This is a genomic window from Streptomyces violascens (assembly GCF_014649955.1).
GTDB classification, from domain to species: domain Bacteria; phylum Actinomycetota; class Actinomycetes; order Streptomycetales; family Streptomycetaceae; genus Streptomyces; species Streptomyces violascens.
This window is the reverse complement of record NZ_BMUA01000002.1, coordinates 104865-126080: the sequence shown is the minus strand read 5'-3', so window position 1 is coordinate 126080 and position 21216 is coordinate 104865. Positions and strand designations below refer to the sequence as shown.

The window sequence follows — 21216 nt, the reverse complement described above, 5'->3', positions numbered from 1 at the left end:
GGGGATGTTCGGCCTCCCCGGCAGCCTCACCCGGCCCACCGCACTGCGCCACTCGGGCGACTCCGTACGGGTCGTCCTACCCGCAGCAGTAGGGCGCCAGACCCCTGGGGAGCCGGTCCCCGCCGAACACCGCCGTGGTCGGCTCGTCCCCGCCCAGCGCCGCGACCGCGAGCAGCAGGGAGCCCGCCGTCCACGTCGTGAGCTCCTCCGGCCACACCGCGCGGTTGCCCTCGAAGACGTAGCCCGTCCAGTACAGGCCCGTCGCGGGGTCGCGCAGGTGCTGGATGGACTGGAGGATCTCCAGGGCCCGGTCGGACTCGCCCATCGCCCAGAGCGCGAGGGCCAGTTCGCAGCTCTCGCCGCCGGTGACCCACGGGTTGGGCAGCACGCAGCGCACCCCGAGGCCGGGCACCACGAAGTCGTCCCACATCGATTCGATACGGGCCTTGGCAGCGTCCCCGGTGACCGCGCCGCCGAGGACCGGGTAGTACCAGTCCATCGAGTAGCGGGACTTGTCGAGGAAGCGCTCGGGGTGGTGCTGGACGGCGTGGGCGAGCGCGCCGGCCGCCAACTCCCAGTCGGGCTGCGGCTCTTCGCGCTGCTCGGCGATGGCGAGCGCGCAGCGCAGCGCGTGGTGGACGGAGGAGCTGCCGGTGAGCAGCGCGTCGGTGACGGCGCTGCCGTCCTCCTCGCGCTTCCAGCCGATCTGCCCGCCGCTCTGCTGGAGGGCGAGGACCCATTCGACGGCCGCGTAGACGGCGGGCCACATGCGGTCGAGGAAGGTGTCGTCGCCGGTGGCGAGGTAGTGGTGCCAGACGCCGACCGCTATGTAGGCGACGAAGTTGGACTCCCGGCCCCGGTCGGTGACCCGGTCGTGTTCGCCGTCGTGATAGGCGGCGTACCAGGAGCCGTCCTCGTTCTGGTGCCGGGCGAGCCAGTCGTAGGCGCGCTCCGCGGCGGCGTGTTCGCCCGCCGCGTCCAGGGCCATCGCGGCCTCGGTGTGGTCCCAGGGGTCCAGGTGGTGGCCGCGGAACCAGGGGATGGCGCCGTCGGCGCGCTGGACGGCGAGCAGGGCGGCGACCGTCTGCCCGGCCTGCCCGGCGGTGAGCACCCCGGGTAGGACGAGGTGTTCGGTGCGCTCCGGAGAGGTCACTTGGCGGCACTCTTTCCCGGCAGCACGGGAAGGTGCGGCTTGGTCGCGTACGCCACGAAGCTCTTGCCGACGACGGGGTTGAGCGCCCGCTCGGCGAGCCGGGTGACGGTGCTGATGCCGGGCGTCTTCATGATGTCCCAGACCAGGAGCTGGTGGTACGCCTTGACCGGCAGCGCCTTGTCGTTGTCGACGCCGAAGGCGCACTTGAGCCACCAGTACGGCGAGTGCAGCGCGTGCGCGTGGTGGGTGCCGTACGGCTTGAGGCCGGCCTGCTTCATCTTGCCGATGAGCTCGTCGGCCTTGTAGATGCGGATGTGGCCGCCCTCGACCTCGTGGTACGCGTCGGAGAGCGCCCAGCACACCTTCTCGGGCCCGTACCGCGGCACGGTGACCGCGATGCGGCCGCCGGGCCTCAGGACGCGGACCATCTCGGCGAGCACGCCCTTGTCGTCGGGGATGTGCTCCATGACCTCGGAGATGATCACGACGTCGAAGGACTCGTCGGGGAAGGGCAGGTTGAGCGCGTCGCCCTCCATCGCGGTCGCGGTCGCCCCCTCGGGCGCCTCACCGGCCTCCTTCATCGCGGCGAACCACTTGGCGACCTCGCGGATCTCCTCGCCGTTCTGGTCGAGGGCCACGACCTGGGCGCCGCGCCGGTAGCACTCGAAGGCGTGCCGGCCCGCGCCGCAGCCCAGGTCGAGCACATGGTCGCCCGGGGCGAGCGGGAAGCGGGAGAAGTCGACGGTCAGCACGGGGTCTGCCCTTTCCGATGGAGATCACCTGTGGCCGCGGAGCGGCCGGTAGTCGTGGGCGCGGGGCGCCCGGTCACCTGGCGGGCTTCCGGGCCGGGACGCGCCCCTGGGCCTCGATCGCCTCGCGGTAGAGCTCGGCGGTGCCCTGGGCGGCGCGGGCCCAGGTGAACTTTTCCAGGACCCGTTCGCGGCCCGCCGCGCCGAGCCGGCGGCGCAGCGCCGCGTCGCCGAGCAGCCGGGCGAGGCCCGCGGCCAGCGCTCCCGCGTCGCCGGGCGGCACCGCGAGGCAGGTCTCGCCGTCGGTGCCGGCGACCTCCGGGATGGCGCCGCCGGTCGTGGCGAGCAGCGGGGTGCCGGTGGCCATGGCCTCGGCGGCCGGCAGCGAGAAGCCCTCGTACAGCGAGGGGACGCAGCTGATCTGCGCGGACCGTACGAGGTCGACGAGCTCGGCGTCGGTGATGCCCTTGACGAACTCGACGGCATCGCCGAGCCCGTACTTCTCGATGGCCTGGGCGACCGGGCCGTCCTCGGCGCGCTTGCCGACGACGACGAGATGGGCCTCGGGGTGCTCGGTGCGCAGCTTGGCGAGGGCTTCGACGAGGAAGACCAGGCCCTTGAGCGGCACGTCGGCGCTGGAGGTGGTCACGATGCGGCCGGGCACCTCGGCGACCGCCGGGTCCGGCGACCAGAGGCCGGTGTCGGCGCCGATGTGCACGACCCGGATGCGGTCCTCGGACACCCCGAGGTGGTCGACGATCTCGCCCTTGGACGTGCCGGAGACCGTGAGCACGGAGGGCAGCCTGCGGGCGACCCGCTTCTGCATGCGCGTAAAGCCGTACCAGCGGCGCACGGAGGCGCGGCGCTTCCAGTCGGGCGCCGCGTCGAGTTCGAGCTGTCGATCGACCGTGATCGGGTGGTGGATCGTGGTGACCAGGGGCGCGCCGACGTCGCCGAGCAGCCCGTACCCGAGGGTCTGGTTGTCGTGGACGACGTCGAACTCGCCGCGCCGGGCGGCCAGATGGCGCCGGGCGCGCAGCGAGAAGGTCAGCGGCTCGGGGAAGCCGCCGGTGCGCATGGTGGCGACCTCCAGGCGGTCGATCCAGTCCCGGTACTCGTCCTTGGCGGGCGTACGGAACGGATCGGGCGAGCGGTAGAGGTCGAGGCTGGCGAGCTCGGTGAGCGGGACGCCCTCGTCGAGCACGGGGTAGGGCTGGGCGCCGATGACCTCGACGCTGTGCCCGAGCCGGGCGAGCTCTCGCGAGAGGTGGCGCACGTAGACGCCCTGGCCGCCGCAGAACGGGTTCCCCTTGTAGGTGAGGAGCGCGATCCGCAGCGGGCGCTCGCCCTCACGGCCGGCGTCCCCGGTGCGGGGGCTTGCCTCTATGGCCTCAGCGGTCACTCGCGGCCCCCTTCATCACTGCGTTTCGCCGGAGCGTAACCGCTCGCGCTAATCTAGAACAAGTTCCAGACTTGATCCTTCTTGAGCGTTCTTTGATCACTCAAGGAGCTTCGAATCTACCGGCAGGTAGCGCGACTGTAAGAGCCGGATCAGGTGATTCGCGCCACGGCGGGGCCCCTGCCATGCTGGGCCGCCGAACACCGTGGCAGAGAACCGGACAAACGGAACGGGACACATGACAGCGGAAGTCAAGGCAGCCACCGCGGCCACCCCTCCCCTGACGGAACGCCAGGAGGCCCGGCGCCGTCGCATTCTGCACGCGAGCGCCCAGCTGGCCAGCCGGGGCGGCTTCGACGCGGTCCAGATGCGCGAGGTGGCCGAGGCCGCGGGGGTCGCGCTCGGCACCCTGTACCGCTACTTCCCGTCCAAGATCCATCTCCTGGTCGCCACGATGCAGGACCAGCTCCAGCACCTGCACGGCACCCTGCGCAAGCACCCGCCCTCCGGCGAGGGCTCCGCGGAGCGGGTGGCCGAAACCCTCATGCGCGCCTTCCGCGCGCTCCAGCGCGAGCCGCACCTGGCGGACGCGATGGTCCGGGCCCTCACCTTCGCGGACCGCTCGGTGAGCCCCGAGGTCGACACGGTCTCGCGCCAGACCACGGCGATCATCCTGGACGCGATGGGGCTCGACCGTCCGACCCCGGAGCAGCTCTCGGCGGTCCGCGTCATCGAGCACACCTGGCACTCGGCCCTGATCACCTGGCTCTCGGGCCGGGCGTCGATCGCCCAGGTCAAGATCGACATCGAAACGGTCTGCAAACTGATCGACCTGACGGCCCCGCCGCAGGGCTAGCCCGCCGAACGCCGACCCCGCCAGGGGCGCGGGGAACTGCGCGCCAAGCCCCCACCGGCCCGCAGCCGAACAACCGCACGCGCGGCACGCGAGTCACCCCGCCGAGGCGCAGCACCCGTGAGGGGCGCGGGGAACTTTGCGAACAACCACCCCCTCCCAGAGAGATGCGCTCCCCCCTCCGCGCGGGCGGGAGGACGCACAACCCCCTGCCCAGAAAGGGGATGTGGGGGCCGACGGAGACCCCCCGGCATGCGCCCCACCCGCGCGCAGCGCGCCCCGCATGCGCGGGTACGCGCCCCCGGTGCCCCCCACCGATTCGTTCGCCCGGGCCATGACAGGGGTAGCCGCCGCCCAGAATCGTTGCGTGCCCAACGAAGGCGCCGGTAGCGGTAAGCCTGGAAGGAGCTGGGAAACGTGATCCGGGTACTTCTCGTGCACGACGCGTGCCTCTTGCGATCGGCACTGGCCGAACGCCTCGCACGCGAAACCGACCTGGAGGTCCATCATTCCGCTTGGCGCGGCGCCCCGGCGCTGGCGCGATTATTGAGCCCGGACGTCTGCGCGGCCGACCTGGACTGTTCGGAGTCCTATGGAATCGCACCGCTCGGCGAACTCACCGGCTGCCGTCCCGGCACCGGAAAATGCCGACTCCTGGTGCTGGCCGACGCCCACCGCCCCGGACCGTTGAAACGGGCCGCCGATGCCAACGCACGCGGCTATGTGGACAAGGGGGGCACACCCGAGCAGCTGATCTTCGCCATCAGACAGGTGGCCGAGGGGAAACGGTTCGTCGACGACTCGCTCGGCTTCAGTTTTCTCCGGGCCTCCGAAATGCCGCTCACCAGGCGGGAGTTGAGCGTCCTCTCACTCGCCGCGGAAGGAGCCTCGGTCTCCGACATCGCGCTCCGGCTCCATCTTTCCAACGGCACCGTGCGCAACTACATGGCCGCCATCACTCGCAAGACCGGCGCCCGCAACCGGGTCGACGCGATACGGATCTCCCAGGGGGAGGGGTGGGTGTGAGGGGTCGGCCCCCGTGAGATCGCGGTAGAACGCGGAGCGGGCCAGGAGTTCCTCGTGGGTGCCGAGTTCGGCGCGGGCCCCGTCCATCAGGAGCACGCGGTCCGCGCGCCGGGCCGATCCGGTGCGGTGGGCCACGACCACGAGGGTGCGTCCGGCGAAGGCCCGCTCCGCGCGTGCCTCGGCGGCCGGGTCCAGATGGCAGGTCGCCTCGTCGAGCAGCACCAGGGGCGCGGGAGCGACGTGCGCCCGCGCCAGTGCGACGAGCTGGCGCTCGGCGGCGGAGAGCGCGGCGGGGTCGAGCACCGCGTCGAGCCCGCCGAGCCGCTCCAGGAGCGGCCCCGCCCCGACCGCCTCGGCCGACCCCGACAGCGCCTCGTCACAGGGGAGTTGGGGGGAGAAGTAGCCCAGATTCTCGCGGAGGGTGGCGGTGAAGACGTATGCCTCCTGCGGTACGAGCACCCGCTCGCAGCCCGTCGTCACCTCTCCGGCGTCCGGCCGGAGCACCCCGGCGATCAGCCCGAGCAGGGTGGACTTGCCGATGCCGCTCGGCCCGGCCACGGCGAGCCGCTCGCCGGCCGGTACGGTCAGGTCGAGCCGGTCGACGACGGGGGCCGCGCCGGGCCCGTACGCGAAGACGAGGCCGCGCAGCCGCACCGGCCAGGCCCCGCTCTCGTGCCGCACCCCAGCCGGGGGCTCCCCCTCCCCCGCAGTCAGCCGGCGCAGTACGACGGTGAGGCGGGCGCCCGAGGTGCCAAGGCCCTGGACCAGGGCCTGGAGGGCGGGCAGCAGCGACTGGGTGAGGTAGGCGAGCGCGCCCGCCAGGCCGCCCGCCGTGACCCCGTGCCGCAGCAGCCAGGGCGCGGTGACCAGGAGCAGCACCAGGGGCAGTCGCCCGCCGATGCCCACGGCGAAGGTGCGGGCCACGCCCCAGTACGCGAGCGATCGCGCCGCGCGGTACTCGTCGTCGATGCGTTCCCCGGCGCTCGCGGCCGCGCGATCATGGGCGCCCGATGCCTCGATGTCCCTCAACCCGCCGGCCAGCAGGCCGAGTTCGGCCGCCAGGCGTTCGTCGGCGGCCAGGAAGTCCTCCTGGCGGCGGGCGAGCGGGCCCAGCGTCGCGGCGAAGAGCGCGAGCCCCACGAGCAGCGGGCAGCCGATCACCGGGAGCAGGACGGGCGCGAGGGCGAAGAGGCCGAAGAGGGCCCCGGCGGCGGTGAAGACGAAGGTGCGGGCGACGAGCACGAGCCCGGCGAGGGTGTCCCTGGCCAGCTCGACCTGCTGGGTGAGGCGGGACAGGGCGGCGTCGTCCGCCTCGCGAAGGCCGCGTGTCACCACCGCCCGCACGAGTTCGTCCCGTACGGGCTCGACGAACGCGGCGACCGCCCCGTACACCCGGCGCGTCCCCCAGGCTCCGGCGAACACGGCGACGGCGGCCGCCGCCAGCCAGCCGAGACCGGTGGCGGCGCGGCCCGCGAGGAAGCCGTCGTCGAGCGCGCGGGCGAGGGCGAAGCCGAGCAGGAAGGTCTGGGCGGATTCGAGCAGCGACCATCCGGCGAGCCGCAGCAGCACCCGCTTGTGGCGCCTCAGCAGAGCGATCAGCACGACGCGTCGGCCTCCCCGAACACAGCGCGGTATGCGGCGAGCCGACAGAGCCGCTGGTGGGGTGCGACCGCGCGCACCCGTCCCTCCTCCAGCCACACCACGAGGTCCGCGCGGGCCGCCGTCGACGCCCGCAGGGCGATGATCAGGTGGGTGCCGGAGCCGTGCAGCAGCGCCTGGGAGACCTTGAGCTCGGTGGCGGAGTCGAGGCTGGAGGTGGCGTCGTCCAGGATCAGCAACCGCCCGGGGTGAGCGAACGCCCTTGCCAGGCCGAGGCGTTGGGCCTCGCCACCGGACAGCGGGGCGCTCGCGCAGGGCGTGGCGTAGCCCTCGGGCATCGTACGGATGAAGTCGTCGGCGCAGGCGGCGCGGGCGGCGGCGCGCACCGCGGCCTCGCCCGGGTCTTCGGCACCGTACGCGATGGTGCCGCCCACCGTGCCGCCGAGCAGCACCGGACGGGCGAAGGCGTAGCCGACCGCCCTGCGCAGTTCGGCCCGCGCGAGGGAGGGCAGGGGCACGCCGTCGAGGGCCACCGTCCCCGACTCGGGGTCGGCGAGGCGGCCCGCGACGGCCGCGAGCGCCGACTTGCCGCTGCCGGACCGCCCGACGACGGCGACGACGGCACCGCCTGGCACCGTGAGATCGATTCCGCGCAGGGGCCCGTGCACGACACCCCGAAGGGTCAACTCGCCGCCTGCCGAGGGCAGTTCACTGCTGCCGTACGTCACGCTCGGAGCGGTCAGCACATCCTGGAGGCGGGCCGTCGCGGTGCGGCCGCGGGTCAGGGTGTTGACCATGCCGACCAGGGCGCCGGTGCCGGTGGCGAGGGCCGCGTAGCGCCAGGCGGCGAGGAGGCCGCCGACGCTCAGGTCGCCGTGCGCGACGCGCAGTCCGGCGACCGCGAGGACGGCGAGCTGGAGCAGGGGCAGGAGGATCGCGGCCTGGGCGGTGGAGCGGCCGAGGACCTCCCACATGCGGTGGCCCTGGCCGGAGAGTTCGGGCAGCGGGGCCAGGATGCGCTCGGCGTCGCGCTCGGGGTGTCCGGCGGCGGCGATGGTGCGGGCGCCGCGCACCGCTTCGAGCAGGCGGCCCGCGATCTCGCCCTGGGTGTGCAGATACCCGGCACTGCTGGCGCCGGAGCCGCGCACGAACACCTTCAGGAGCAGGGCGAACAGCGGCATCCCGGCGAGCACCACCAGGGCGGTCCACCAGTCGGTGAGGGCGAGGGCGACGAGGCCGCCGACCGGGGTGACGACGGCCGCGAGGGTGCCTGCGATCGACACCGGTACGGTCGCGGCCTGCACCGCGTTCCCGGTGAGACGGGCCACCAACTCGCCCTCGGAGCAAGCCTGTTGCGTACCGGCGTCCAGTACGTGGCCGAGCACCCGGCGCCGGATCCAGGCGGCGCTGCGGGCGGTGGCGGTCGCGGTGACGGCGGATTCGTACGCGCCGATCAGGACGGCGAGCACGGTGAGGACGACACACAGGGTGATCCAGGGTCCGGCCTCACTCTGCCGGCCGGCCAGGACCAGGTCGAGGGACCGGCCGAGCGCCGCGGGCAGGGCGAGCCCGGCGCCGGCCGACGCGCAGCTGAGGAGCAGGATCAGGGTGCCGGGGCCGGCGCTCTGCCGGACGGTCTCACGCAACAGCAAGGCGGCCTCCCGCGTGCGGCGGCCCCGGCCGGCGAGCGGTGCCGGGCGGGGCCGCGTCGTTCACTGCGTCACCGGAACTACGCGGTGATCACAGGCGGTGATCACAGGCAGAGCGTCAGGCTGGCGACGCTGTCACAGAGGAGCAGGCTGAGCGAGCTGCCGCCGCCGTGACCGCCGTGGCCGCCGCCGTCGCCCTCGTCGATGTCGAGTTCAACGTCGAGGTTCTGCAGGTCCAGAAGGGACATTGCTTTCTCCTTTGTCGGCGATGTGCGTTGCCGTCCGTGGGGACGGGGTTTGCTTCAGCCCCGGGTGGGGCCGTCTGTGGGGCCGCCCGGTGGGGCGGCGGGGGCGGGCGCCAGGAAGGGCAGCCCGACGGGCCGGTCTGCGAGGGCCGCGCCGAGCGCCAGGAGGCAGCCCGCCGTGCCGGTCGCGAGGTCCATCGAGAGCCGCATCATCTGGTCGCCGGGGAAGGCGAGTTGGCCTCGGTAGGGCAGTGCGAACCAGGCGAGTCCGTCGATCTGCTCGGCGAGCCAGGCGTGCGGCGCCCCGGCCCTCGCCAGGTGGAGCACCATCCCGGCGCGCCCGTTGAACAGGCCGGACTGGCCGTAGTACCGGGAGCGCGCGGCGGGCAGGATCTTGTCCCGCGCCTCGCGGAACGCCTCGTCGGGGCGGTGCGCGAGGAAGTCGTCGAGCACGGCGGCGATGCCGACGCTGCCTGCGCCCAGGTAGGGCAGGGTGCGCGTGGTGTCGTTGACGACGAGGGTGCCGGCCGGGTTCGTCACACAGCGGTCGAGGTCGCGGCGCAGCTCCTCGGCGGCCCGGTCCAGCAGCGCGGGATCACCGGTGGACTCGTACAGGCGGAGCAGGAACAGGGCGGGGCCGGTGGCGCCGTGCAGGAGCCCGGCCCGGCGGCCACCCCCGGTGCGGGTGGCGAGCAGGTCGGAGGCCTCCAACGCCTGTTCTTTGAAGCCGAGTCGATCGAGTACGAGGCCCAGTCCGGCCAGCCCTCCGTGCAGTTCGGGGGCGAGCCGTTGCCAGTTCTCGGCCAGGACCGACTCGATGAGCTCGCGGGCCCGTTCGGTGTGGCCGAGCCGGTCGAGGACGAGGGCGACTCCCGCGAGCCCGTCGTACAGGCCGAGCGGGGTGCCGGACGGCGGCGGCGCGGTGTGTGCGAGCAGCCACTGTTCGCCCTCGGGGTAGCGGGCGGCGCCCGTCTCGGCGAGCGCGTAGAGGACTCCGGCGGCGCCGTGCGCGAGGCCGAGGCCGCCGCCGTCGGCGAACTGGGCCACGTCGCCGGGGAAGAGCCGGTCGTCGCGCCCGGGGGTCGCGGAGGCGAGGATGGCCGCCGCCATGGAGTCGCGGCTCGCGGGCCAGTCGCCCGGCTCGACGGGCACGCACCCGCCCATCGGCGCGCTCTCCCCCTCGATCACCCGGACCGCCTCGTCGAGGTAGCCCACGGGCAGGCCGGGGAACTGGGAGGCGGCGATCTCGGCGAGGTGGGCGGCCTTGGACCGGTCGATCACCAGGAGGCTCGTCATCGGCACGAACAGCGCGAGCCGCAGACAGGCCAGCGCGTAGCGGTCCACGTCGAAGCCCTTGCGGTCGAGCGGCGCGATGAAGCCGGGGTGCGCCATGGACTGGCCGCGGTGGTCGTCGACGGGCAGCGCGGCCTCGAAGTCGAGGAGCCGTACGCCCTGTTCGTCGGGGTCGACCATGATGTTGAACATGTGCAGGTCGTTGAAGACGATCCCCCGCCCGTGCACGGCGGCCACCGCGTCCTCGACGGCCCCGAGGATGCGCAGCGCCCACGCGGTGTACTCGGCGACCGCGTCCGGGTCCGGTTCGGCGCCGATGAGCGGGTGGCGGTGCGCGAAGAAGGAGTTGAGGGTGCGTCCTTCGAGGAAGTCCATGACGAGGAAGCGGTGCTCGCCGAGGGTGAACCAGTCGCGTACGGCGGGTGCGACGCCGAGCCCGCCGACCTGTTCCAGGGCGGCCTTCTCACGCTCCAGGCGGGTCACCGCGTCGGCGCCGTCCGCGGCGAGCCCGGCGTGGGGCCTGGCCTCCTTGAGGACGACCTTCTCGCCGGTGCGGATGTCGGTCCCGGCGTAGACGCCGCCGCCGTTGGAGAAGTGCAGGGCGCGCTCGATGCGGTAGGGCAGGTCGCCGGTGGTGGTCGCGTTGCGGGCCGCGAGGTGCGGCGCGAGGAACTCGGGCAGCGCGACCCAGTCGGGCAGGTGGAAGGCGGGGTCGCGGCGGTCGGGCACGAGCACCCCGTCGCCGTTCTCGATCGCGGTCACCAGGGTGCCGTTGGCGTCCACGCAGTGCCGCTTGGTGAACCCGCCGTAGCGGACGTAGAGCGGACCCTCGCCCCAGCGCAGATCACTCAGGATGTACGGCCCCGGCTCCCCCGCGAGGAGCGCGCCCAACTCCTCCAGAATCACCCGGAATTCGGCCTCGTCGGCCGGGTAGATCGTGGCGAACTTCCCGCTGGAGCCGCGGCCGGCGTACTTGGAGTTGCGCAGGTGCAGGGGCCGGCGTCCGGGCACGAACTTGAACGGTATGGCGCGTGCGACGCAGTAGTCCCACACGTACGACGCGGTCTTCTCGGCGTTGTCCAGACAGGCCGAGACGTGGATCTTCCAGCCCTGCTGGGGCCGCACTCTGCGCCCCGGTATGCCGTCGGGGCTGAAGTGCAGCCAGTCCCCGGCGAGTTGGGCCGTCCAGCCCTGGGGGACGGTGCGCCGCGCCGCCTCGAAGAGCGGCACCCGGCCGGCGTCGTTGGCGCCGTCCTCGGTGCGCGAGGAGGACAAGCGGTCCGGGGTCTCGTAGAAATACCTGTCCGCCAGACAGAAGACCTCGTACCGCTTGTCCATGGTGCCTCCCCCTCGACGTCATGACATCGAGTTGGCGCTCCCCCCTCGACGGCGTGGACGACTTTTCCACGCCACCGACGGGCCGGGACAGTCACGCCTGTCATGAGGTCACCGTGCACTACGCATGGATCAACCTGTGTTCGCAGGACGTCGAACGGGAGGGGGCAAAGGGGGCCGTTACGGCGCTATTCCTCGGGCATATCGGGTCTGCCCCTCGGGCGTATCGGGCTTACTCCTCGGGCGGGAACACCGTCTCGCGGGAGTCGTGCAGGGTGATCAGGATGGCCTCGACCGGGCAGCCCTCGGCGGCGGCCAGGATCTGTTCGCTGGCGTCGGTGTCGGGGGTGCGGGGGTGGGACTGACGTGCGGCGTCGAGTTCGAAGCCGGCCGGGGCGTGGTTGACGCACATGCCGGAGCCGATGCACACGCTCCGGTCGACCTCGACGTGCCAGCGGTCGCCCATCACTCGCCTCCGTGCCCGGCGGGCAGGTGGATCATCTTGTGCTCCAGGTACTCGCCGAAGCCCTCGGGCCCGAACTCCCGCCCCAGACCGGAGGACTTGTAGCCCCCGAACGGCCCGAGCATGTCCAGACTGAACGTGTTGACGTTGAAGGTTCCCGTACGCACCTTCCGTCCGAACTCGATGCCGTGCTCGACGTCGCCGGTCCACACGCTGCCGCTGAGCCCGTACTCGGAGTCGTTGGCGATCCTGAGCGCCTCGGCCTCATCCGCGTACGGCAGCAGGCAGATGACCGGGCCGAAGATCTCCTCGCGGGCGATGCGCATCGCGTTGTCGACCCCGCCGAAGAGGGTCGGCTCGACGTACCAGCCCCGGTCGAGCCCGGCCGGCCGGCCGCCGCCGGTGAGGATCTTGGCGCCTTCCTCCTGCCCGATCCGGATGTAGTCGAGCGAGCGCTGCTGCTGCCGCTTGGCGACCAGCGGCCCGACCTGGGTGGCCGCGTCCAGGGGGTCCCCGACGACGAGCGCCCCGGCGGCGGCCGCGAACGCCTCGGCGATCTCGTCGTAGCGGCTCTGCGGCGCCAGGATGCGGGTCTGGGCCACGCACGCCTGGCCGTTGTTCATCCAGGCGGCCGGGACGACGCCCGCGACGGTCGCCGCCAGGTCCGCGTCGGGCAGGATCACCGCGGCCGACTTGCCACCGAGCTCCAGGGTGACGCGGGTGAGGTTGCGCGCGGCGACCTCCATCACGCGCTTGCCGGCCGCGACGGACCCGGTGAAGGACACCTTGTCGATCCCGGGGTGCCCGACGAGGTACTCGCTGACCTCGCGGTCCGCGGGCAGGATGGAGAGCACGCCCGCCGGGAGCCCGGCCTCGACGGCCATCTCGCCGAGGATGTACGAGTCCAGGGGCGACTCGGGGGACGGCTTGAGGATCACCGAGCAGCCGGTGAGCAGCGCGGGCCCGAGCTTGGCCGCGGCGACGAACTGCGGGACGTTCCACGGCACGACGGCCGCCACGACCCCGACCGGCTCACGCCGCACGAGCAGCGGCCCGAGCGCCCCCGACCGCCGTTCCTCATAGGGGAATTGACGGGCGACGGTGAGGGCGGAATCCCACACCATCATCGCGCCGAGCGCCTGCGCGAGCACGCTCCAGGAGTACGGGGAGCCGTTCTGCGAGCTGATCGACCTGGCGATCTCCTCGTGCCGGACCAGGATCGCGTCCTTGATCCGGGAGACGACCTCGATGCGCTCCTCGGGCGTGGCCCGCGCCCAGGGCCCCTCGTCGAAGGCCTTGCGCGCAACGGCCACGGCCCGGTCCACATCCGCCCGGGAGGCGTGCGGGACGCGGCCGATGACCTGCTCGGTATGGGGCGAGATCACCTCGATGACGTCGGAGCCGAGGGGGTCGGTCAACTCCCCGCCGATGAACAGCTGTCCGTGTTCCACGAGCTCGGTCATGCCTGGTGCCTCCTGCGGGGCTTTTCCTGCCGGCTGCCTGACTTCGTTTCAGAACTGATACCAGTTCTAGTTGCAGGAGTCCACGGGCCGAACGGGGCCGGGGCGCGGGCGGGTAAAGGGAGTTGGATCTCGGCAGAACTGGTTGACTCGGCCAACCACTGAAACCAGTTCTAGTTATAGTGGGGCAGAAGCGTGCCGCCGGGCGTGCACCCAGAGGGATTCCGCGCGCCCAGCGGGACTCCCGGAGAGACGAGGACGCCATGCCGCAGGAGCCAGCCGCGCCTCAGGTGACCGACCACGGTGGCGGCGTCCACTCCATCAAGGTGCCGATCCCGGACAATCCCCTGGGCCACACCCTGGTCCACCTCGTCGACACCGACCGGGGCCCGGTGCTCGTCGACACCGGGTGGGACGACCCGGCCTCCTGGGACACCCTGACGGCCGGCCTTCGGGCGCTGGGCACGGACGTCTCGGCCGTCCACGGCGTGGTCATCACCCACCACCACCCCGACCACCACGGGCTCTCCGGCCAGGTGCGCGAGGCGTCCGGGGCGTGGATCGCGATGCACCCCGCCGACACCGCCGTCGTACGCCGCACCCGCGAGGCCGAACCGGGCGTCTGGCTGGACTACTTGTGCGCCAAGCTGGCCGGGGTCGGCGCGCCCGAGGAACACATCGCCCCGCTGCGCGAGGCCCGCGCCTCGGGCCGGATGCGGACCCTGCCGGGGCTGCGGGCCGCGCTGCCCGACCGCGAGATCGTGCCCGGCGATCTGCTGCCGCTCGCCGGGCGCCGGCTCCGTGCGATCTGGACACCGGGGCACACGCCGGGCCACGTCTGCCTCCACCTGGAGGAGGCGCACCCGTCCCAGCTCCCCGGAAACGGCCGCCTGTTCAGCGGCGACCACCTCCTGCCCGGCATCACCCCGCACATCGGCCTGTACGAGGACCCCGACGAGGGCGGGGCGGCCGACCCCCTCGGTGACTATCTCGACTCCCTCGAACGCGTCGGCCGCCTCGGGGTCGCCGAGGTGCTCCCGGCCCACCAGCACGCCTTCGCGGAACCGGCGGCGCGGGTGCGGGAGTTGCTGTCCCACCACGAGGACCGCCTTTCGGGCCTGCTGGCCCTGCTGTCCACTCCCCTCACCCCCTGGCAGCTCGCGGAACGCATGGAGTGGAACCGCCCGTGGTCCCAGATCCCGTACGGGTCGCGCACGATCGCGGTGTCGGAGGCGGAGGCGCATGTGCGGCGCCTGGAGAAGCTGGGGCGGGCGGAGCGGGTGGTGGGGGGCGGAGTGGTGCGGTACCGGGCGGTTTAGGGGGCTGTCCCCCACCCCGCCCCTTCCCCGGACCCGCCGGGGGTGAGCTGTCCGGGTGCGGCCCGGTGGCTGCCGGGGCTCCGCCCCAGACCCCGTTCGCACCTGAAGGGCGCTCGCCCTCAAACGCCGGACGGGCTGGGTATGCCTGGCCGGACCACGCCCAACTACCGACGGGCTGGGTATGTCTCGACAGGTGCCACGCGGCTGTCGGACGGGCTGAAGATGCTCGGACCTGCCGGCATCGACCCTGCTGGGGGCGCGGGGAACTGCGCGACCAGCCACGCACGGTCCGCAGCCGAAAGCCGTCCGCCCTGCGCGGGGGCCGGGGGGCAGCGCCCCCGGCAACGGGCCTCAGCCTCTCCCCACCCCCGGAGGGTTTGGGGAAGGGGCGGGGAGGGGGAAGGACCCCCGCCCGGTAGGGTGGTCGCGTCGTCATGCCCGTACGGGGGGAAGCCGGTGCAAACCCGGCGCTGACCCGCAGCCGTGATCCGCGTAACCGCGGAGAGCCGGAATGCCCCGTCACCGCATGACCGGCTCACACGTCACCCGCACACCGCAGGTGACCGGCACCGTCGAGGCATACGGAGCCGGAGCCGGGTGCCAGCGCGCGCCCGCGCCCGCGCTCCCCCGCAGGAGAGGCACCGCCCGCCATGACCGTACGCCGCTGCGCCGCAGCGCTCGCCGCCGCCACCGCCGTCCTGGGCGGTGCCGCCCCGGCGGCATTCGCCGACGGCACGCCGCCCCCCGCGGCGGTCCCGCCGGGCCTGTACGGCACGAAGGACCCCCAGTACGACGGTGTCTTCCGGCAGTCCCTCGCCTTCCTCGCCCAGGAGAAGGCGAACGTCAGGCCCGCCGAGCAGGCCGTGGCCTGGCTCACCGGCCAGCAGTGCGCCGACGGCTCCTTCATGTCGTTCCGCGCGGACACCACCAAGGCGTGCGACGCGACGAAGCTCGACACCAACGCCACCTCCGCCGCCGTACAGGCCCTCGTCGCGGTCGGCGGTCACACCGACGCCGTCAAGAAGGGCATCACCTGGCTGAAGTCGGTGCAGCAGGACGACGGCGGCTGGCCGTACACCCCGGGCATGGGCGGCAGCGACGCCAACTCCACCGGCATCGTGATCGGCGCGCTCGCCGCCGCCGGCGAGAAGCCCGCCGAGGTGAAGTCGGCCAAGGGCGGCAAGTCCCCCTTCGACGCGCTGCTCACGTTCGCGCTGCCCTGCGACGACCCTGCCGGCGCGGGCGCCTTCGCCTTCCAGCCCGACCCCAAGACGCAGAAGCTGTACGCCAACGCGGACGCGACCGCCGCGGCCGTGACCGGCGCGCTCGGCAAGGGCCTCACCGCCACCGCCGGCCAGGCCGACACCAAGGGCACCGCCTGCGAGAAGGCCGCCACCCCCGAGCAGGCCGCGCACAACGGCGCCGCCTACCTCGCCAAGACGCTGGCCCCGACCGGGTTCCTGAAGTCCGCGATGCCGGGCGCCACCGACCAGCCCGACTTCGGCAACACCGCGGACGCGGTCGTCGCCCTGGCCGCCGACGGCATGGCCCAGCAGGCGAAGGCCTCCGCCGACTGGCTGTCGAAGAACGCCACCGCCTGGGCCAAGGAGAACGGCCCCGCCGCCTACGCCCAGCTGATCTTCGCCGCCGACGCCACCGGCGCGGACCCGAAGAACTTCGGCGGCACGAACCTGATCCAGTCCCTGAACGCCACGGGCCCGGCCCCCCGGGCGGCCTCGTCACCGGCCGCCCCCGCCGCGGAGTCCAAGGAGAAGAAGAACGACGGAATCTCCGTCTGGTGGATCGTCGGCGTCGGCCTGGTCGCCGGTATCGGCGTCGGCTTCCTGATCAGCGGCCGTAAGAAGAACCAGCAGCTGTGATGCGTACGCGACTCGCTTCGTTCGCAGCCCTGCTCCTCGCGCTGGTGGCGCTCGCCGCCGGTACGGGGCCGGCGCAGGCGGCCGGGTACCGGTACTGGTCCTTCTGGGACCTGGCCGGTGACAACTGGACGTACGCCACCCAGGGCCCGGCGTCCGCGCACCCCGGCGACGGCTCGGTCCAGGGCTTCCGCTTCGCGGTGAGCGCGGACTCCAAGGACGCGTCCCAGCCGCGTACGACGCCGTCCTTCGAGGCGGTGTGCGGTGCGACGCCGACCAAGGACGGCACGAAGCGGGTCGCGCTGGTCGTCGACTTCGGTACGCCCCAGGACGCCGGCCAGGGCGAGACCCCGCCCGCCCCGCGCAGCGCCTGTGCCCAGGTGTCCCCGGACGCCACCAGCGCGGACGCCCTGGCCGCCGTGGCCAAGCCGCTGCGCTACAACAGCGCGGCCCTGCTGTGCGCGATCGCCGGCTACCCGCGTACGGGCTGCGGCGAGCAGGTGTCGGACCCGTCGGCGGCCAAGCCCGCCGAGCCCGCGAAGACCGGCAAGGACGGCGGCCCGTCAGTAGGCCTCCTGGCCGGAGTGGCCGCGGTCGTGGCCGTCGGCGCGGCAGCAATCTGGCAATCCCGCCGCCGCAAGAACTGACCCGGGGATGCGTTCAGAGGACGACGACGCCCCGCAGCAGCCGCAGGCGGGCCCCGCGGCCGAGGTTCGGGCGCGCACCCGCAGGCCCACGGCCGGACCCCGCACTCCCCGGCCCGGGGCCCAGAGCCACCCCCTCCGGCACGGGGCCGAAAGCCGTACCCCCCGTCCTGGGAACGCCCCGAGCCGGAGGCTGACCGCGCCCGAGGCCAGCCGGAGCAACGCCGTGCACCCCGGCGCCTGGTGGCTCTGGGCACTGGGCCTCGCCACAGCCGCGTCGCGAACGAACAACCCCCTCCTGCTCGGCCTCCTCGTCGGCGTCGCCGGATACGTCGTGGCGGCCCGCAAGACCGACGCCCCCTGGGCCCGCTCGTACACCGCGTTCATCAAGATCGGCCTGTTCGTCGTCGGCATCCGCCTCGCGTTCAACCTGGTCCTCGGCTCCCCGATCCCCGGCAGCCACACCCTGTTCACGCTCCCCGAACTCCCCCTCCCCGACTGGGCGAAGGGCATCCGCGTCGGCGGCCGGGTCACCGCGGAGGGCATGCTCTTCGCCCTGTACGACGGGGCGCGCCTCGCCACCCTGCTGATCTGCGTGGGCGCGGCGAACGCCCTCGCCAACCCCGCCCGGCTGCTCAAGTCCCTGCCCGGCGCCCTGTACGAGGCCGGGGTCGCCGTCGTCGTGGCGATGACCTTCGCGCCGAACATGGTCGCCGACGTCGTACGGCTGCGTACCGCGCGAAGGCTCCGCGGCCGCCCCACCGGCGGCATCAAGGCGATCGCCCAGATCGGCCTGCCGGTACTCGAAGGCGCCCTGGAGCGCTCGGTCGCCGTGGCCGCCTCGATGGACGCGCGCGGCTACGGCCGCACCGCCCGGGTCCCCGCCCCCGTACGCCTCACCACCACCGTCCTCACCCTGGGCGGACTCCTGGGAGTCTGCGCGGGAACGTACGGACTGCTCGCCTCCGAAGGCGCCGGGTACGGCCTCCCCGTCCTCGCGGGCGGCGTGCTCGCCTCCCTCGCCGGGCTCCGCCTCGGCGGCCGCCGCCAGATCCGTACCCGCTACCGCCCCGACCGCTGGGGCGTCCGGTCCTGGCTGGTGGCCGGTTCCGGCGTGGCGGTCGCGGCGCTGATGGTCTGGGCGGGTACGTACGCTCCGGAGACCCTCACCCTCCAAGTCGTCCCGCTGACCGCGCCGGCCCTGCCGCTGTGGCCCGCCCTGTCGCTGCTCGCCGGTCTGCTCCCGGCGTTCGTCGCACCCGTACCGCCGAAGGAGTCCCAGTGATCCGGTTCGAGAACGTGTCGGTCACATACGACTCCGCCGAGGAGCCGACCGTACGGGATGTCCAACTCACCATCCCAGAAGGCGAGTTGGTGCTTCTGGTCGGGCCGTCGGGAGTCGGCAAGTCGACACTGCTCGGTACGGTCTGCGGGCTCGTCCCGCACTTCACCGGCGGCACCCTGCGCGGCCGGGTCACCGTGGACGGCCGCGACACCCGCACCCACAAGCCGCGCGAACTCGCGGACCTGGTCGGCACGGTGGGCCAGGACCCCCTCGCCCACTTCGTCACCGACACCGTCGAGGACGAACTCGCCTACGGAATGGAGTCGTTGGGCCTGGCCCCGGCGGTGATGCGCCGCCGCGTCGAGGAGACCCTGGACCTGCTGGGCCTCGCCGAACTGCGCGACCGCCCGATCGCCACCCTGTCCGGCGGCCAGCAGCAGCGCGTCGCGATCGGCTCGGTCCTCACCCCGCACCCGAAGGTCCTGGTCCTGGACGAGCCGACCTCGGCCCTCGACCCCGCCGCCGCGGAGGACGTGCTCTCCGTCCTCCAGCGCCTGGTCCACGACCTGGGCACGACGGTCCTGCTCGCGGAACACCGCCTGGAAAGGGTGGTCCAGTACGCGGACCAGGTCATCCTCCTGCCCACCCCTGGCGCGCCCCCGGTGATGGGAACCCCGGAGGACATCATGAAGATCTCCCCCGTCCACCCCCCGGTGGTGGCCCTGGGCCACCTGGCCGGCTGGGCCCCGCTTCCCCTGTCGGTACGAGACGCGCGACGCAGGGCGGGCACCCTGCGCGACCGACTGGCCGAGCACGACCCGCGGACGCCGACGGCGGGAACTCCCCACGGGGAGACCCGCACGTATCCACCCACAAGCACGGGTGGTGCGGGTGGGAATCACGGCCGGGCCGGAGGCCGGGCGCCCGCCCACCGGCCCGGGGCCGAGGACCGCACCCCGCCCGCCACGGCAAGGCGAACCCTGGCCACCCTCTTCCGCCGCCCCCCGGAGGGACTCCGCACCCCCACCATCGCAACCGCCGCCGCCCTGGGCGTACGCCGCGGACGCGTAGAGGCCCTGCGGCACGTGGACCTCACGGTCACCCCGGGCGAGACCATCGCCCTGATGGGCCGCAACGGCGCCGGAAAGTCGACCCTGCTCAACACCTTCGTCGGCATGATCGAGCCCACCTCGGGCTCGGTCACGGTCGGCGGCCGCACCCCCCACCGCACCCCGCCGCGCGACCTGATCCGCGAGGTCGGCCTCGTACCGCAGGAGCCGAGGGACCTGCTGTACGCGAACACGGTCGCCGCGGAGTGCACCGCCGCGGACGAGGACGCCGGGGCCACCCCGGGCAGCTGCCGGGACCTGGTGACCGCGCTGCTCCCGGGCGTACGGGACGACACGCACCCCCGTGATCTCTCCGAGGGCCAGCGCCTGGCTCTCGCGCTGGCGATCGTCCTGACCGGCCGCCCGCCCCTGCTCCTCCTGGACGAGCCGACCCGCGGCCTGGACTACGCGGCGAAGGCCCGCCTGGTGGAGGTGCTGCGCGCGCTCGCCGCCGAGGGGCACGCCATCGTGCTCGCGACCCACGACGTGGAGCTGGCCGCAGAGCTCGCGCACCGTGTCGTGATCCTCGCGGGCGGTGAGGTCGTGGCGGACGGCCCGACCGCGGAGGTCGTCGTCTCCTCCCCCGCCTTCGCCCCGCAGGTCGCCAAGATCCTCGCCCCGCAGCACTGGCTCACCGTCCCGCAAGTACGCGAGGCCCTGTCATGAACGCACGTACGCGGGGCCCTGCCACGAAGGGGGCCCCAAGGCCCGTCCGCCTGGGCCCCCGCGCGGTGATCGCCCTCTCCCTCATCACCCTCGTCGGCATCGCGGCCTTCGGCTGGCCGCTGCTCGCCGACGCGGACTCCGGCCTCGCGCACGCCCAGGACGCCCCCTGGCTCTTCGCCGCCCTGCTCCCCCTCCTCGTCGGTGTGGTGATCGCCACGATCGCCGACGACGGCATGGACGCCAAGGCCGTCGCGATGCTCGGCGTCCTCGCCGCGGTGGGCGCCGCGCTGCGCCCGCTGGGCGCGGGCACGGCCGGCCTGGAGCCGATGTTCTTCCTGATGGTGCTGAGCGGCCGGGTGCTCGGCCCGGGCTTCGGCTTCGTACTCGGCTCGGTGACGATGTTCGCCTCGGCCCTGCTGACCGGCGGGGTCGGGCCGTGGATGCCGTTCCAGATGCTCGCGATGGGCTGGTTCACGATGGGCGCGGGCCTGCTGCCGGGCCCGCACCGCCTGCGCGGCCGGGCCGAGCTCGCCCTGCTCGCGCTGTACGGGGCACTGGCCTCATTCGCGTACGGCACGGTCATGAACCTCCAGGGCTGGACCTTCATCGGCGGGATGTCCTCGGGCATCTCCTTCCACCCCGGCGACGCCCTCCACGACAACCTGATCCGCTTCTTCGCGTACTGCGCGGCCACCTCGCTCGGCTGGGACCTGGGCCGGGCGGCGCTCACGGTCGTACTGACCCTTACGCTCGGGGCCACTCTGCTCAAGGCGTTGAGGCGGGCGACGAGGCGCGCGGCCTTCGAGGCCCAGGTCACATTCGAGGCCTGAAAAGGGTCCCGCCGGGGTGAGGCCGCCCACAGGCCCTTGGTCCTCTACGAGGCGGGTTAGTGGTCTCGGGACATGATCCACGGAGGCCCTCGCAGCCCCACCCACCTGCACTTATCCGGATCCTACACCCGAGGGACGTTCCACCCGTCGTGCGAATCCCACTAGTAAACGGGGTCATTGCGGCCACCCATCGAGCCGGTTACAACTGTTCGAGTCGCCGGAACCGCCCGGTCCGCTCGCCGGGCTGATTCATGACGAGTTC

At 73.2% G+C, this 21216-nt stretch carries 16 protein-coding genes, 1 pseudogene and 1 riboswitch; of the genes and pseudogenes, 8 read left to right on the top strand and 9 right to left on the bottom strand.

Annotated elements, in window-relative coordinates:
* Positions 1–76: 76 nt before the first annotated feature.
* The 3 genes from IE206_RS05695 to IE206_RS05685 form a co-directional block, all read right to left on the bottom strand.
* Positions 77–1153: a prenyltransferase/squalene oxidase repeat-containing protein gene (locus IE206_RS05695; protein ID WP_189960908.1), complete on the bottom strand. Its 1077-nt coding sequence runs from the start codon at positions 1151–1153 to the stop codon at positions 77–79.
* Positions 1150–1905 (bottom strand): class I SAM-dependent methyltransferase, encoded by a 756-nt coding sequence (locus tag IE206_RS05690; protein WP_189960907.1) that lies wholly within the window; start codon positions 1903–1905, stop codon positions 1150–1152. The genes IE206_RS05695 and IE206_RS05690 overlap by 4 nt, the downstream gene beginning before the upstream one ends.
* Before the next feature lie 73 nt (positions 1906–1978).
* Positions 1979–3304 carry a glycosyltransferase family 4 protein gene (locus IE206_RS05685; RefSeq protein ID WP_189960906.1) on the bottom strand — a complete coding sequence of 442 codons (1326 nt, stop codon included), beginning with the start codon at positions 3302–3304 and terminating at the stop codon, positions 1979–1981.
* A gap of 235 nt (positions 3305–3539) precedes the next feature.
* Between IE206_RS05685 and IE206_RS05680 the strand changes: the two genes are divergently transcribed.
* Complete coding sequence (locus IE206_RS05680; protein WP_189960905.1) at positions 3540–4157, top strand: TetR family transcriptional regulator; 618 nt, start codon at positions 3540–3542, stop codon at positions 4155–4157.
* Between the two features lie 414 nt (positions 4158–4571).
* Positions 4572–5180, top strand: coding sequence for a LuxR C-terminal-related transcriptional regulator (locus IE206_RS05675; RefSeq protein ID WP_308433908.1), 609 nt, complete (start codon positions 4572–4574; stop codon positions 5178–5180).
* Between the two features lie 261 nt (positions 5181–5441).
* Here IE206_RS05675 and IE206_RS42355 read toward each other — a convergent pair.
* The 6 genes and pseudogenes from IE206_RS42355 to IE206_RS05645 form a co-directional block, all read right to left on the bottom strand.
* A pseudogene (locus tag IE206_RS42355) lies at positions 5442–5738 on the bottom strand (ATP-binding cassette domain-containing protein); the annotation flags it as partial.
* Between the two features lie 1037 nt (positions 5739–6775).
* Entirely contained in the window at positions 6776–8431 is a 1656-nt protein-coding gene (locus tag IE206_RS05665) for an ATP-binding cassette domain-containing protein (protein ID WP_189960904.1), read from the bottom strand.
* 101 nt (positions 8432–8532) lie between these two features.
* The gene (locus IE206_RS05660; protein ID WP_189960903.1) at positions 8533–8676 is read right to left on the bottom strand and encodes a SapB/AmfS family lanthipeptide; all 144 of its coding nucleotides are present in this window, start codon (positions 8674–8676) and stop codon (positions 8533–8535) included.
* 54 nt (positions 8677–8730) lie between these two features.
* Positions 8731–11304, bottom strand: a complete 2574-nt coding sequence (gene lanKC, locus IE206_RS05655) for a class III lanthionine synthetase LanKC (RefSeq protein WP_189960902.1) — start codon at positions 11302–11304, stop codon at positions 8731–8733.
* A gap of 229 nt (positions 11305–11533) precedes the next feature.
* Positions 11534–11767 carry a ferredoxin gene (locus IE206_RS05650; protein ID WP_189960901.1) on the bottom strand — a complete coding sequence of 78 codons (234 nt, stop codon included), beginning with the start codon at positions 11765–11767 and terminating at the stop codon, positions 11534–11536.
* Entirely contained in the window at positions 11767–13227 is a 1461-nt protein-coding gene (locus IE206_RS05645; RefSeq protein WP_189960900.1) for an aldehyde dehydrogenase, read from the bottom strand. The genes IE206_RS05650 and IE206_RS05645 overlap by 1 nt, the downstream gene beginning before the upstream one ends.
* A 260-nt stretch (positions 13228–13487) precedes the next feature.
* On the opposite strand from IE206_RS05645, the gene IE206_RS05640 reads away from it, so the two are divergent.
* The 6 genes from IE206_RS05640 to IE206_RS05615 all read left to right on the top strand — a co-directional run bounded on the left by IE206_RS05640 (position 13488) and on the right by IE206_RS05615 (position 20954).
* Positions 13488–14543 carry a Strvi_7410 family MBL fold metallo-hydrolase gene (locus tag IE206_RS05640; RefSeq protein ID WP_189960899.1) on the top strand — a complete coding sequence of 352 codons (1056 nt, stop codon included), beginning with the start codon at positions 13488–13490 and terminating at the stop codon, positions 14541–14543.
* Positions 14544–14989: 446 nt separating this feature from the next.
* Positions 14990–15060: riboswitch (cobalamin riboswitch) on the top strand.
* 133 nt (positions 15061–15193) lie between these two features.
* Entirely contained in the window at positions 15194–16423 is a 1230-nt protein-coding gene (locus IE206_RS05635) for an SCO2321 family membrane protein (RefSeq protein WP_189960898.1), read from the top strand.
* On the top strand, positions 16423–17067 hold the full coding sequence (locus tag IE206_RS05630; RefSeq protein ID WP_189960897.1) for an SCO2322 family protein: 645 nt from the start codon (positions 16423–16425) through the stop codon (positions 17065–17067). The genes IE206_RS05635 and IE206_RS05630 overlap by 1 nt, the downstream gene beginning before the upstream one ends.
* Before the next feature lie 7 nt (positions 17068–17074).
* Positions 17075–18349 (top strand): energy-coupling factor transporter transmembrane component T, encoded by a 1275-nt coding sequence (locus IE206_RS05625; RefSeq protein WP_373300868.1) that lies wholly within the window; start codon positions 17075–17077, stop codon positions 18347–18349.
* Positions 18346–20124 carry an ABC transporter ATP-binding protein gene (locus IE206_RS05620; protein ID WP_189960896.1) on the top strand — a complete coding sequence of 593 codons (1779 nt, stop codon included), beginning with the start codon at positions 18346–18348 and terminating at the stop codon, positions 20122–20124. The genes IE206_RS05625 and IE206_RS05620 overlap by 4 nt, the downstream gene beginning before the upstream one ends.
* Positions 20121–20954 carry an ECF transporter S component gene (locus IE206_RS05615; RefSeq protein ID WP_189960895.1) on the top strand — a complete coding sequence of 278 codons (834 nt, stop codon included), beginning with the start codon at positions 20121–20123 and terminating at the stop codon, positions 20952–20954. The genes IE206_RS05620 and IE206_RS05615 overlap by 4 nt, the downstream gene beginning before the upstream one ends.
* The last annotated feature ends 262 nt before the right edge of the window (positions 20955–21216 follow it).